We start from the raw sequence: 13,230 nt of genomic DNA, 5'->3' as shown, positions 1-13,230 counted from the left end.
ATTTTTATTGTACTAACCGGAAATGTAAGACGACGTTATGGGTTTTTTCCTGCACCCCCCCCACCCCCCCCCCCCCCCCCCCCCCCCCCCCCCCCCCCCCCCCCGGCCCCGCCCGGACGGCGTGGCCACCCACACACACCACCGACCGGTCCCGGACGCGGACCGGACAGCACACGGCAACGAGATCGGGGAACGACGTGCGAGTACTGGTCACCGGGACCGAGGGCTACCTCGGCTGCCTGACCGCGCAGGAGCTCATGCGGGCCGGGCACGACGTCATCGGCGTCGACACCGGCTACTACAAGAACGGCTGGCTCTACCCGGGCCTCGAGCACGTCCCCGAGACGCTGGCGCTCGACATCCGCAAGCTCGGCCCCGAGCACCTCGAGGGCGTCGAGGCGATCGTGCACATGGCCGAGCTGTCCAACGACCCGATCGGCGACCTGATCGGCGACGTCACCTACGACATCAACCACCACGGCTCGGTGCACCTGGCCCAGGTGGCCGAGGCCGCCGGCGTCCCGCGCTTCGTCTACATGAGCTCCTGCAGCGTGTACGGCGTCGCCGAGGGCACCGTCGACGAGAGCAGCCCGGTCTCCCCGCAGACCTCCTACGCCCGCTGCAAGGCGCTGGTGGAGAAGGACGTCTCGGCCATGGCCGGCGACGACTTCTCGCCGACGTTCCTGCGCAACGCCACCGCCTTCGGCGCCAGCCCGCGGATGCGCTTCGACATCGTGCTCAACAACCTGTCGGGCCTGGCCTGGACCACCGGCAAGATCGCCATGACCAGCGACGGCTCGCCGTGGCGGCCCCTGGTCCACGCGCTCGACATCGCCAAGGCCATCCGGATGACGCTGGAAAGCCCCCGCGAGCGGGTCCACGGCGAGATCTTCAACGTGGGCAGCGAGAGCAACAACTACCGCGTCCGTGACATCGCCGAGATCGTCGCCGCGGAGTTCCCCGGCTGCGAGCTCACCTTCGGCGACCCGAGCGCCGACAACCGCAGCTACCGGGTCGCCTTCGACCGGATCCGCCAGGTGCTGCCCGGCTACGACACCGACTGGGACGCCAAGGCCGGCGCCGCGCAGCTGCACGCCGTCTTCAAGGCGATCGACATGGACGACGCCACGTTCACCGGCCGCGGCCACACCCGGCTCAAGCAGATCGAGTACCTCATGCGGACCGAGCAGGTCGACCCGCAGCTGTTCTGGAAGGCCGCCCTGTGAAGTACACGCCCCTCGGGGTGGACGGCGTCCACCTCGTCGAGATGACGCCGTTCACCGACGAGCGCGGCGGCTTCGCCCGCTCGTTCGACACGGCCGAGTTCGAGGCGCACGGCATGCGGCCCGAGGTGGCCCAGTGCAACGTCTCGTGGAACCACCGCGCCGGCACGGTGCGCGGGCTGCACCTGTCGCTGCCCGGGCACCCGGAGTCGAAGTTCATCCGGTGCACCCGCGGCGCGATCGTCGACGTCGCCGTCGACGTGCGGCCGGACTCGCCCACGTACATGCAGCACGTCCAGGTCGAGCTCACCGCGGAGAACCGGCTGGGCCTCTACCTGCCGCCGCACCTGGCGCACGCCTACCAGACGCTGACCGACGACACCGAGGTGCTCTACATGGTCAGCGTCCCGTACGCGCCGGGCGCCGAGGTCGGCTACCGCTACGACGACCCGGCGTTCGGGATCACGTGGCCGCGCGAGGTCACCGTCGTCAGCGACAAGGACGCCTCCTGGCCGGCCTTCGACGCCGAGGCCAACGCCGAGCGCTTCCGCGCCGGGGTCCCCGCGTGAACCCCGTCGTCGGAGGGGCCGTCGACACCCTGCTCCTGCAGCGGCAGGCCGAGAGCCGGCCGGTCCGCATGGGCCTGGTCGGCGCCGGCTTCATGGCCAAGGGCCTGGTCAACCAGGTCGTCAACAGCACCCCGGGCGTGCAGCTGACCGTCGTCTGCAACCGGACGCCGGCCAAGGCGCACGCGATCGTCACCGAGGCCGGCGCCACGCCGGCCGCGGCCGAGTCGGTCGCCGACGTCGCCCGCATCGCCGCCGCCGGCGACGTCGCGGTCACCGACGACATCGCGCTGGTCACCGGCAGCGACGCGGTCGACGTGGTCGTGGACGCCACCGGCGCGGTCGACTTCGGCGCGGAGCTGGCGCTGGCCGCCATCGCCGGGGGCAAGCACCTGGTGCTGCTCAACGCCGAGGTCGACGCCACGCTCGGCCCGCTGCTGGTGACGAAGGCCGACGCGGCCGGCGTCGTCTACTCCGGGGCCGACGGCGACCAGCCGGGCGTGCAGGCCAACCTGATCCGGTTCGTCCGGCAGATCGGCCTGCGCCCGCTCGTGGCCGGCAACATCAAGGGCCTGCAGGACCCCTACCGCAACCCCACCACCCAACGGGGCTTCGCGGAGCGCTGGGGGCAGGACCCCTGGATGGTCACGAGCTTCGCCGACGGAACCAAGGTCAGCGTGGAGCAGGCGCTGGTCGCGAACGCCTTCGGGCTGACCGTGCCCAAGCGCGGCCTCTACGCCATGGACCACACCGGCCACGTCGACGAGCTCGCGCAGCGCTACGACGTCGAGGAGCTGCAGGCCCTCGGCGGCGTCGTCGACTACGTGGTGGGCGCCAAGCCCGGCCCGGGTGTGTACGTCATGGCCACCCACGACGACCCCAAGCAGCGGCACTACCTAGAGCTCTACAAGCTCGGCACCGGGCCGCTGTACAGCTTCTACACGCCGTACCACCTGTGCCACTTCGAGGTGCCGACGACGGTGGCGCGGGTGGCGCTGCTCGGTGACCCGACGATCCGGCCGGCCGGCGCGCCGCAGGTCGACGTCGTCACGGTCGCGAAGACCGACCTCGCGGCCGGCACGGTGCTCGACCGGCCGGGCGGCTACCACTACTACGGCGAGGCCGAGCGGGCCGACGTCACGCACGCCGACCGGCTGCTGCCCGTGGGCCTGGCCGAGGGCTGCCGGCTGCTGCGCGACGTCGCCAAGGACGAGGTCATCGGCTACGCCGACGTCGAGCTGCCGCAGGGCCGGCTGGTCGACCGGCTGCGCGCGGAGCAGGACGAGCTGTTCTTCGGCAGCGCCGCGGCCGGCACCGGCTCCCTGGCGGCCTCCACCGCCTGACCGGCACCGCGACGACAGCGGGGGCCGCCTGACGACGTCAGGCGGCCCCCGCTGCGCGTTCAGACGGTGCCGGGGGTCTCCAGCTGCGCCAGCAGCGGGCGGACGGCCGCGGTCCAGCTGTGGTCCTCGCCGACGGCGCGCGCCCCGGCCAGCCCGAGCTCGGTGGCTCGCTCCGGGTCGGTGAGCAGTACGACGATCTCCCGTGCCATGGCGGCCGGCTCGTCGGCGACGACGACGCCGCGGCCCACGAGGTCCTCGAGGCCCTCGGCGCCGATGGCCGTCGCGACGACCGGGCGCCCCGTGGCCAGCGCCTCGAGGATCTTCATCCGGGAGCCGCCGCCGGTCAGCAGCGGGGCCAGCGCGACGCGGGTGCGCTGGTACCAGGGCGCGAGGTCGGGCACCGTGCCGGTGACCTCGACCGACGGCCCGGCCAGCGCCTGCACGGCGGGCGCGGGGTTGCGGCCGACCAGCTGCAGGCGGGCGCCGGGCACGGCCTCGACCACGCGCGGCCACACCTCGCGGGCGAACCACTCGGCGGCCTCGACGTTCGGGCCCCACGACAGCAGCGCCACGAAGCTCACCACCGGGTCCTGCGCCGGGGGCAGCGGGTCGGGCTCGTCCCAGGCGTTGGGCACGACGAGGACCCGCGGGTGGTCGACGATGCCGGCGAGGGTGTCGCGGTCGAGGTCGCTGACCACGGAGACGACGTCGGCGCGCCTCGTGCGGCTCTCCAGGCGGCGCAGCGCCCATGCCTCGGCGGCCCAGGCGACCTTCTTCACGCCCCTGGCGGAGGCGGCGATGCGCCCGGCCAGCGAGGACTCGATGTTCTGCATGTCGACGACGTAGGTGCCGCGGCGCCCGGCCGGCGCGTAGGGCATGAACTGCACGTGGCCGACCATCGTGACGTCGGTGCCCTCGGCGACCGCCTCGCGCACGGTGGCGGCCAGGCGGCGGTCCCAGAACCGGGCGGCGGTGATCGACTGCCCGACCCGCAGGCCGTCGAGCAGCCCGCGGACCGAGCGCTCGAGCGGCACGCTGCGGACGTCGATGCCCTCGGCGCGCAGGGGAGCGGCGTCGTCGTCGGGCGTCTCGAAGGCGCACAGCGTGACCTCGCCGTGCCGGCGGAGCGCCCGGACCAGCCCCAGCGTCCGCCGCTTGTCCCCGCTGTTGGGCGGCCAGGGGACGAACTTGGCCACGACGACGCTGCGCACTGCGGAGGACCTCCAGGGACTCGGAACCGACTCGGACCGACCCAACCAGACCGGTGGGCGTCTCGGGGCGCCGCGACGCCCCGCCTCCCTCGATGTGACGTGTGTGGCACTCGGTGAACGAGTACTCAGAGTGTTCTGGTCAACGCGCTCCGCATGTGTCAACCTGAAAACGTCACTGATGTGATTTGGCTACTCACGCCGAGTAGTCCCCACTCGACGCTGGAGCCCCGTGTCTTCCCACGCCCGCCGCCGCGCCGTCTCCCCGCTGCGCCGCACCACGGTCGCCGTCCTCTCCGCCACCGCCGTCATCGCCTCGCTGGCCGGCTGCCTGCCCGCCGCCGGCAGCGCCCCTGCGGCGCAGGCGCCGACCGCCGCCACGACGTCCCCGCAGCCGGCCGCCGTGCCGCCCGCGACGACGCCCGCCCCGGTCCCCACCACCCCGGCCGAGGTCCCGCCGCCCACCACCCCGGCGCCCGCGCCCGCGCCGGTGGACACCACCCCCGAGGCCGAGGCCGAGACCGAGACCGAGGTCCCCGTGGCCGAGGAGCAGGTGGCCGAGTCCGCCGCCGGCGGCGCCCCCGCCGAGGCGGCGGCGCCGCCGGTGCTCGCGCAGCCCGGCGCGGTCCCGGCCGCCGGGTGGTTCTCCGGCGCCTCCGGCTACGGCACCGTCAACGGCAGCTTCGGCAGCTGGCGCGGCCGCCCGCTGGAGATCGCCGGCACCTGGGCCGACAACAACAACGACCAGGTCGGCCTCTGGACGCTCGACGAGTGGCGTGACTTCGACGGTCCCGTCGACATCGCCATCGGCGCCATCGGCCCCGGTGAGACGTGGGCCGCGGCCGCGCAGGGCGCCTACGACGCCCGCTGGCGGCAGTCGCTCACCAACCTCGAGGCCAAGCGCGGCGACCGCGGCACCGTCTACATCCGGTTCGCCCACGAGATGAACGGCAACTGGTACCCCTGGTCGGTCGACGCGACCGAGGTGACCGCCTTCCGCCAGGCCTGGCAGCGCTTCCGTGCGCTGCAGCAGCAGGTCTTCCCCGAGTCGCGGCTGGTCTTCAACGTCAACCGCGAGTCCGTGGGCGCCGGCGTCGACTGGCGGCAGATGTTCCCCGGCGCGGGCCAGGTCGACGTCATGAGCGTCGACTACTACAACCAGTGGCCGGCCGTCTCCACCGCCGCCGAGTGGACGGCGAGCATGGACGACGTCGACCAGTGGGGCGCGCCCAAGGGCCTGGAGATGCACCGCCGGTTCGCCGAGTCCCAGGGCCTCCCGCTGGCCGTCTCGGAGTGGTCGGGCAACGCGGACTTCACCGACACCGCCGCCTTCATGCAGGGCATGTACGACTTCTTCCGCACCCACGCCGGCACCGGCGCCGGGGACCTGCTCTACGAGGTCCTCTTCAACGTCGACGGGTACGACCTCAAGTTCTGGCTGTTCGGCAACGGCACCATCCGGCTCACCCAGTCCGCGGCCGCCTACCAGCGCCTCTGGTGACCGTCCGTCACCGCGGAGCGGCGCTGCGTTGGTGGCGCCGTTCCGCGGTGGCGACGTAGAGTCACCTCGGGCCCGGGGGCCGCAGCGCGTCGCCGACGCGCCGGTGGGGCCCGGACGGCACGGTGCAGTGGGTCGGGCCTCCCAGGTCCGGCTGCGGTCGGCGACTGTGACGGAGGTCCACGTGGCGGCACCGACCGACCGGGACGGCTCGCACGCGTCCGTGCTCGACGACGTGGAGCAGCTGCCCCCGCCCCGCCGGGGCCACTCCCGCGCGTACCTCGCCGGTGTCGCGGCCGCCGTCGTCGCGCTCCTCGTGCTCGTCGGGGTCATCGTGCTGAACGCCGGCGACGACGACGGGGGCGGCGGGACGGCCACCTCCGACCCGAGCGCGCCCCCCGCGCCGACCTGGCTGTCGGGCGCCGCGGGCACCGGCGTGGCCACCGGGGACTTCGCCGAGTGGCGGGGCAGCCCCGTGACGATCGTCGGCCAGTGGTCGGACACCAACGAGGCCATGGTGTACCTCTGGGGCCTCGACGAGGGGTCCGAGTGGGAGGACTACGAGGGCCCGATGGACGTCGCCATCGGCGCCATCGGCGAGGGCGAGTCCTGGGCCGCCGCCGCGCAGGGCGCCTACGACGACCGCTGGCGGCAGTCGCTGACCAACCTGCGCGAGATCCGCGGCGACCGCGGCACCGTCTACATCCGGTTCGCCCACGAGAGCAACGGCAACTGGTACCAGTGGTCGGTCGACGCCACCGAGGCCGCCGACTTCCGCGCCGCCTGGCAGCGCTTCCGGGCCCTCCAGCAGGAGGTCTTCCCCGAGTCGCAGCTCGTCTTCAACGTCAACCGCGAGTCGGTGAACAGCGGCATCGACTGGCGCGAGACCTTCCCCGGCGCCGAGTACGTCGACGTGTTCAGCGTCGACTACTACAACCAGTGGCCCTTCGTCGGCACCGCCGAGGAGTGGGCCGAGAGCATGGACGACGTCGACCAGTGGGGCGCGCCCAAGGGCCTCGAGGCGCACCGGCAGTTCGCCGAGTCCGTCGGCCTGCCCATGGCGGTCTCCGAGTGGTCGAACAACGCCGAGTGGGGCGACTCGCCCGCCTTCATGCGGGGCATGCACGACTTCTTCGCCGAGCACGCCGGCGACGGCCCGGGCGAGCTGCTCTACGAGATCCTGTTCAACGTCGACGGCTACGACCACCAGTTCTACGTCTACGGCGACGACGTCCTGATGCCCGAGGCCGCGGAGGCCTACCGCGAGCTCTGGTGAGCCTCAGCCCGCCCGGCGCACCCGGTCGGCCTCCCGCCGCACGCGGGCGGGCCGGACGGTCGCCAGCGGGGCCAGCACGCGGCTCCCGGCCGGGACGTCCTGCATGACCAGGGCGCCGGGTCCGACGAGCACGTCGTCGCCCACCGTCACGCCGCCGATCACCATGGCTCCGGGGCCGAACTCGACACGGTCGCCGATCACCGGCGCGCCGCCGTCGCGCGTGCCGGCGCCGAGGGTGACGTTGTGCCGCAGCAGGCAGTCGTCGCCGACGACGGCGCCCTCCACGACCACCACGGAGTGCGGGTGCGGCAGCCGCAGCCGGCGACCGATCCGCGCGGTGTGCGGCAGCTCGACGTTGTAGAGGCCCTTCACCGCCATCCACGCCAGGCGGCACAGCGGCCGGGCCGCGCGGGCCAGCGGCGAGCTGCTCGCGTGGGCGGCCCGGCTGAGCCGGTGCACCACGAGCGCCTGCATGCCGGTGGCCGCCGGGTTGCGGCGGTGGGTGCGGAAGTCCTCACGGACGAGCTGCCACACCGAGGTCTGCGAGTCGACTGCCACACCGCCACCATGCCACGATGCAACAGGGGGTTGCACCCCTGGGTCGCCCGGTTCAGCGAACGGGGGAGGTGCTCCCGTCGACGGCCGGCGGGGCGTCGTCCGCGGTCGCCGGGACGGCCGGCGCGCGGTCGGCGGGGACGGCGTCGGCCGGGAGCGCGTCGGGGGTGCTGCTGCCCGCGGTGGCGCCCGGCGGGATCGCCGACGAGCGGCTGAGCCGGTCCTTGAGCCGCAGGAACGGCCGCTCGACGAGCAGGTAGCTCAGCGTCGCCGCGGCGAAGGCGGCCGGGACCGCCAGCGGGGTCGTGCCCACGACCGGCAGCGCGATGTCCTCGGGCGCGAGGAAGAGCTGCTGCCACAGGTAGAGGCTGTAGGAGATGAGCCCGACCGCCGTCAGCACGCGCCAGCGCAGCACGCGCGTGAAGGCGCTCGGCGTCTCGCGGGTCACCGCCACGAGCAGCAGCACGCCGCCGCCGAGGGTGACCACGGTCAGGCCGAAGGGGAGCTCCCAGTAGCCGCCGAAGCGCTTGGACAGCAGCGAGGAGCCGACGATCGCGACCAGGGCCAGCGGGACGGTCGCGCGGGCGCCGGCCAGGCCCCGCAGGCGCGCCCAGGCGGCCGGGTAGGCGGTGGGCAGCAGCGCCAGCAGGCAGCCGAGCAGCAGGGCGTCGGCGCGCGCGTGGAACATCATCCAGACGTCGTCGCGGGCGCTCTCGACCAGCACGTAGTTGCCGAGCCGGATCGCGGGCGCGGCCACCAGGTAGGCGACGGCGATCCACACCGCGCGCTGCGGGCGCAGGAACGCCAGCGCCAGCGGCCACAGCAGGTAGAACTGCTCCTCGATGGCGAGCGACCACGTGTGGCCGAGCCACCAGCCGTCGGCCGCGGGGGAGTAGTCCCAGACGAACAGGCCGGCCGAGAGCAGCTGCGCGCCGCTGACGTCGACCGCCCCGGCGACGGCGAGCAGCGCCACCACGGTGAGGAAGACGTAGAACGCGGGCAGGATCCGCAGCGTCCGTCGCAGGTAGAACGCGCCGAAGTCGACCCGGCCGGTGCGCGCCCGCTCGCGGGTGAGGATGCCGGTGATGAGGTAGCCGCTGAGGACGAAGAACAGCGTGACGCCGACGGCGCCGCTCGAGACGGCCGACAACAGCCGCGGGACGCCCGCCTCCTCGTCGGTGAAGGCGCCGATGGCGTGGTCGCCCACCACCAGCAGCACCGCGATCCCGCGCAGCCCGTCCAACGTCGCCAGGCGGCGTCCTGCACTCACCGGGAGCCCTCCGTCCCCGCGCCGACCAGATCGTCCGCCCGCCGCCCGTCCGGGTCGCCGGGCGGTGCCGGGCGCGCGACGGCCGGCATGAGGCAGATGAAGAAGAGCGTGATGAACACCTGGGTGTGCTGCAGGAACGAGGCGTTCACGTAGACGTAGAGCACCAGCAGCCCGAGCGTCCACGGCCGGTCGCGCACCCCGCGGCCGAGCATCAGGAGCAGGGCGCCGAGGATGCCGACGACGCCGAGCAGCCCGTACTCGAAGGCCACCTTCGGGATGATCGGCTGGGTGACGGCGGTGAGCCCCTCGGCCTCGAGGTGGTCGTTGGCCGTGCCGGCGCCGTGTCCCACCACGGCGCTGACCGGGTCCTCGATCGAGGGCGGCAGCAGCTCGTAGTAGGGCTGGATCAGCCGGATGCTCGAGCTGGTGTTGGAGTCGCCGGCCTCGGTGGAGCGGTCGAGGTAGCGCTCGCCCAGCGGCGTCAGGAAGGCGACCACCGCGGCCACGGCCAGCGCCGGCACGATCGCCAGCAGGTTGCGGCGGCGGGTGCGGGTGAAGGCCAGGACCACGACCGCGGGGATGAGCACCACGAAGCCGCTGCCGGCCAGCGGCGGCACCATCCCGACGAGCAGCACGGTGACGACCAGCCAGTGCGCGCGCCGCCACAGCGCGAGGGCGGCCGCGGCACCGAGGAAGAGGCTGAGGAACGACGGCTCGAGGAAGACGATGCCGTTGGACCGGTAGATCGACTCGCCGTAGGCGATCGGGTCGGCGGTGTTGTAGTCGACCAGCAGCAGGCCCTCGGGGACGAACCACAGCATCCGGTCCTCGTAGGGGATGCCGGCGTACTGGGACGCGAGCTGGCCGATCGAGACCACCGCGAAGAACGTCATCAGGCCCAGGAAGACCTTCTCGACGCGCGCCACGGCCGCGGGCGTGATGTCGGCGGCCACGGCGGCCACCACGTAGAGGACGGCGATCAGCGCCAGGGAGAACAGCGAGGGCATGCCGCCCAGGACCACCTGGGCGAGCGTGCAGACCGCCGCCGCGCCCCAGACGACCGCGAGGAGCCGCAGGTTGCCGAGGGAGAAGCGGAACTCACCCGTGCGCAGGCCCACGGCGAGGAGGAACAGGACCACCGGCACCATGACCGGGGCCTGTTCCTCCGTGACCGGCACCCCGAGACGCTGGAGCAGGATCGAGAGAACCAGCAGCGCGAGGGTGCAGGGAGCCGTGTCGCGCACCGACCGCCGCACCCCCCGCGGCGCGCGCACCGTGGACGTCATCTAGTCGCGCGCCCGCGGGTTGCGCCTCCGGCCGAGGAGGAAGAACACGATGCACAGCCCGATGGCGAGACCCAGACCCGCCCCGAGCGCCACCGTCGTGGTCAGCGGCAGCGACGACGGCGCCTCCGGCGTGGTGGCCTGCCGCATGAGGAAGGCCTGGCCGGTGAAGGCGTCGGCGGCGGCCCGCAGGCTCTCCTGCTGGCCGATCAGGTCGGCCAGCCGGGTCTGCGCGTCGGCGCTGCGCGCGGCGGCGCGGTCGGCGCGGCCCTGCGTGATGGCGTAGGCCGGGGAGTTGACGTTCAGGCCGGCCAGCTCGCGGTTGACCGCGTCGAGCTCGCCGTTGGCGGCGTCGAGCTCGCCGGTGAGCCGGTCGATCGAGCTCTGCAGCAGATCGGCCTGCTGGCGCAGCGCGTCGGCCCCGGAGACCCGCACGTAGTCGGTGTAGGCCGAGGTCACGGTCTCCGTGGTGTCCCGCGCCGTCGCCGCGTCCTCGCCGCTGCCGGTGATGACGATCCGGCTGGTGCCCTCCTGGATCTCGACGCTGACCACCTCGCGGAGGTCGTCCTCGTCGACGCCCAGGGTGGAGGCCGCGCTGCTGATGACCGGGTCGGACTCGATGACCTCGGCCTGGTCGACGACCTGCCGGTCGAGGGCGTTGGGGTCGGTCACCGGGTTGTCGTCGCCGAGGTACTCCAGGGCGCCGGGCGACCAGAGCAGGTGGGACTCGCTGCTGTACACCGGGTCACTCAGCGTGGCACCGGCACCGGCGGCGGCCGCGCCGAGCAGCGTGGCCAGCGTCGTGATGACGACGGCCTGGCGGGTGCGCGGCCGCATCCCGGGGCGCTTGGACGGGGCCGGGCCGGAGGATGCGGGATACTGGGGTCCGCGCTCTGGTTCGTCGGCAGAGGACATGCCGAGGGCAGGGGGCGTTCCGGTCGCAGTCAGCAGAGCCTCCACAGTCGGTGCCCGCGAGGGGATCTCCCCTCGGAGAGAGCGGGCAGTCATGGGCGAGCATCCGACGGTAGTGCAGTTCCGTTTCCAGAAGTAGGCGTGCGAGCGTCGTCACGGCAACGTGGGGCAGGATCACCCGATCGGGTCGGGGGAACGGGACCAGCCGTTACCGTGTCGTCCGTGAGCGCGGTGTCCGTGGCCGGAGGCCGGCGTGGAACGGTCGTCCGGCTGGCCCGTCGCGCGGGCTGGGGCGTCGTCGACCAGGCCCTGTCGAGCTTCAGCAACCTGGCGTTGTCGCTGGTCGTGGCCCGGGCCGTGGACGCGCACGACTTCGGCGCCTTCACCGTCGCCTTCAGCGTCTTCTCCGTCGCCGTCCTGCTGTCGCGCAGCCTGACCGGGCAGCCGCTGGCCATCCGGTTCGCCGGCGAGGACGCCGCGACCTTCCGCCGCGCCACCGGCTCGTCCACCGGCACGGCGCTCACGCTGGGTGCTGCCGCGGGTGCGGCCGTCGTGGTCCTCGGGCTCGTCCTCGGCGACACCGTGGGCCCGGCCCTGGTGACCGTCGGGCTGCTGCTGCCCGCCCTCCTGCTGCACGACTCGTGGCGGGCGGCGTTCGCCGCGCAGGGCCGGCAGGACCAGGCGGCCCTCATCGACGGCGCATGGGTGGTCCTGCAGCTGGCCGGGGTCGCGGTGCTGTGGTGGGCCGGCGTCGAGCACACCGTCCTCTACCTCGCGGTCTGGGGCGGGGCCTCGGCCTGCGCAGCGGTGTTCGGCGCTCTCCGCGGGCGGTCCCGGCCGCGGGTGTCGCGCACGGCCTCGTGGCTGCGCGCCCACTGGGACATGACGCGCTTCCTGCTCTTCGAGTCGATGCTGGTCCAGGGCGCCATGCAGGGCGCGCTGCTGCTCGTGGGCGTGCTGGGCAGCCTCAGCGCGGTCGGTGCCCTGCGCGGCGCCGCGGTGCTCGTCGGGCCGGTGTCGCTGGTGGCGATGAGCGCCTTCTCCTTCTGCGTGCCGGAGCTCTCCCGCCGCCGGCACCTGCCCGCGCGGCGGAAGGTGCAGCTCTCCCTCGCGATCGGCACGGTGATGGCCGCGGTCGGGCTGGCGTGGGGCGTCGTCGCGCTCGTCCTGCCCGACGCCGCCGGCGTCGCGCTGCTCGGCGACTCCTGGCCCGGCGTCGAGTCGGTGCTGTGGCCCACGGTCATCGGGCAGATCGCCAACCTCTTCGCCATCGGCCCCACCTGCGTGGTGCTGTCGATGGGGGCGACCCGCGCCGTCTTCGCGATCAACGCCACCGTGGCCGTGCTGCTGGTCACCCTGGGTGTCGGCGGGCTGCTGCTCGGCGGCGCGGTCGGCGCGGCGTGGGGCTTCATGGCCGCGTACTGGATCGTCATGCCGCTGTGGTTCCGGGCCATGTGGCGGCTGGTGTACCGGCCCGACGCGGCGGAGGGGTCCGACGCCGGTGCCGACCCGGGTGCCGCGGCCGTGGCCGTGTCGCCCGGACGGGAGAACTGATGCGTCTCGATCGCCCGGCACGGGCGCGGCGACCGTAGGGTCTGCGCCGCAGGCGGGGGCGAGGGAGCGGAGGACGGGGATGGCCGGTCGGGGAGCGGACGACGCACGTCCCGTGCTGATCGTCCGGGGCCACACGGCCGAGGTCGCGGCTCCGCGGCCCGACGGCGCCCCGGCGGAGCGCGCCGTCGACTACGTGCTCCTCCGCGACGAGCTCGGCGCACGCATCCTCGACCTCGCCGACGTGGAGGCCAGCCGGCTCGCCCGGCTCGTCCGCCGGGTCGCCGGCACCTACGCCGCCCTGTCGGTCACCGCCTTCCGCCGGCGGGACACCGCGACGGCGTTCATCAGCAACTCCGAGAACGAGGCCATCATCATCGGCCTGCTGCTCAAGCTCACCCGCCGCCGGATCCCCGTCGTCGCGGTGGGGCAGTACCCCGCCAAGCGCCAGAAGTGGGCGGCCTGGCGGCTCGCGAAGGTGCACACCCACATCCACCGCCTCCTCTCGCTGGGCACCGTGCAGGCCGAGCGCCTGCAGGCGCTCG

General features: G+C 73.7%; 12 protein-coding genes. 7 read left to right on the top strand and 5 right to left on the bottom strand.

What is annotated here, in order from left to right; genetic code table 11:
- Positions 1-197: 197 nt before the first annotated feature.
- Genes ACI79X_RS23110 through ACI79X_RS23100 form a run of 3 tightly spaced genes read left to right on the top strand, consistent with a single transcriptional unit; the run spans position 198 to position 3,132 of the window.
- Positions 198-1,226 (top strand): NAD-dependent epimerase/dehydratase family protein, encoded by a 1,029-nt coding sequence (locus ACI79X_RS23110; protein ID WP_457027765.1) that lies wholly within the window; start codon positions 198-200, stop codon positions 1,224-1,226.
- Positions 1,223-1,792 (top strand): dTDP-4-dehydrorhamnose 3,5-epimerase family protein, encoded by a 570-nt coding sequence (locus tag ACI79X_RS23105; protein WP_457027764.1) that lies wholly within the window; start codon positions 1,223-1,225, stop codon positions 1,790-1,792. The genes ACI79X_RS23110 and ACI79X_RS23105 overlap by 4 nt, the downstream gene beginning before the upstream one ends.
- The gene (locus ACI79X_RS23100) at positions 1,789-3,132 is read left to right on the top strand and encodes an NAD(P)H-dependent oxidoreductase (RefSeq protein ID WP_457027763.1); all 1,344 of its coding nucleotides are present in this window, start codon (positions 1,789-1,791) and stop codon (positions 3,130-3,132) included. The genes ACI79X_RS23105 and ACI79X_RS23100 overlap by 4 nt, the downstream gene beginning before the upstream one ends.
- A gap of 59 nt (positions 3,133-3,191) precedes the next feature.
- Here the strand turns inward: ACI79X_RS23100 and ACI79X_RS23095 are convergent, their stop codons facing one another.
- A complete protein-coding gene (locus ACI79X_RS23095; RefSeq protein ID WP_457027762.1) occupies positions 3,192-4,343 on the bottom strand; it encodes a glycosyltransferase in 1,152 nt (383 codons plus the stop codon).
- A gap of 229 nt (positions 4,344-4,572) precedes the next feature.
- Between ACI79X_RS23095 and ACI79X_RS23090 the strand changes: the two genes are divergently transcribed.
- Together ACI79X_RS23090 and ACI79X_RS23085 are read left to right on the top strand one after the other, a co-directional pair.
- Positions 4,573-5,841, top strand: a complete 1,269-nt coding sequence (locus tag ACI79X_RS23090; RefSeq protein ID WP_457027761.1) for a glycosyl hydrolase — start codon at positions 4,573-4,575, stop codon at positions 5,839-5,841.
- 181 nt (positions 5,842-6,022) lie between these two features.
- Positions 6,023-7,114 (top strand): glycosyl hydrolase, encoded by a 1,092-nt coding sequence (locus ACI79X_RS23085; RefSeq protein ID WP_457027760.1) that lies wholly within the window; start codon positions 6,023-6,025, stop codon positions 7,112-7,114.
- Positions 7,115-7,117: 3 nt separating this feature from the next.
- On the opposite strand, the gene ACI79X_RS23080 is transcribed toward ACI79X_RS23085, so the two are convergent.
- The 4 genes from ACI79X_RS23080 to ACI79X_RS23065 all read right to left on the bottom strand — a co-directional run bounded on the left by ACI79X_RS23080 (position 7,118) and on the right by ACI79X_RS23065 (position 11,059).
- Positions 7,118-7,672, bottom strand: coding sequence for a serine O-acetyltransferase (locus ACI79X_RS23080; protein ID WP_457027759.1), 555 nt, complete (start codon positions 7,670-7,672; stop codon positions 7,118-7,120).
- Between the two features lie 52 nt (positions 7,673-7,724).
- A complete protein-coding gene (locus ACI79X_RS23075; protein ID WP_457027758.1) occupies positions 7,725-8,939 on the bottom strand; it encodes an acyltransferase family protein in 1,215 nt (404 codons plus the stop codon).
- Positions 8,936-10,117, bottom strand: a complete 1,182-nt coding sequence (locus ACI79X_RS23070) for a hypothetical protein (RefSeq protein ID WP_457027757.1) — start codon at positions 10,115-10,117, stop codon at positions 8,936-8,938. The genes ACI79X_RS23075 and ACI79X_RS23070 overlap by 4 nt, the downstream gene beginning before the upstream one ends.
- A gap of 108 nt (positions 10,118-10,225) precedes the next feature.
- Positions 10,226-11,059: a hypothetical protein gene (locus tag ACI79X_RS23065; protein ID WP_457027756.1), complete on the bottom strand. Its 834-nt coding sequence runs from the start codon at positions 11,057-11,059 to the stop codon at positions 10,226-10,228.
- Between the two features lie 297 nt (positions 11,060-11,356).
- On the opposite strand from ACI79X_RS23065, the gene ACI79X_RS23060 reads away from it, so the two are divergent.
- Positions 11,357-12,688 carry a hypothetical protein gene (locus tag ACI79X_RS23060; RefSeq protein ID WP_457027755.1) on the top strand — a complete coding sequence of 444 codons (1,332 nt, stop codon included), beginning with the start codon at positions 11,357-11,359 and terminating at the stop codon, positions 12,686-12,688.
- Positions 12,689-12,800: 112 nt separating this feature from the next.
- Positions 12,801-13,230 (top strand): hypothetical protein (locus tag ACI79X_RS23055; protein ID WP_457027754.1); only part of this gene is annotated, 430 nt, incomplete at its 3' end.

This window comes from Geodermatophilus sp. SYSU D01119 (assembly GCF_054049975.1).
The sequence above is the reverse complement of the archived record's forward strand: the minus strand, read 5'-3'. Positions and strand labels throughout refer to the sequence as shown.

Bases quoted from the DNA above. Each gene is read 5' to 3' on its own strand.
- ACI79X_RS23065 (WP_457027756.1), bottom strand. From the start codon at position 11,059: ATGCGGCCGCGCACCCGCCAGGCCGTCGTCATCACGACGCTGGCCACG.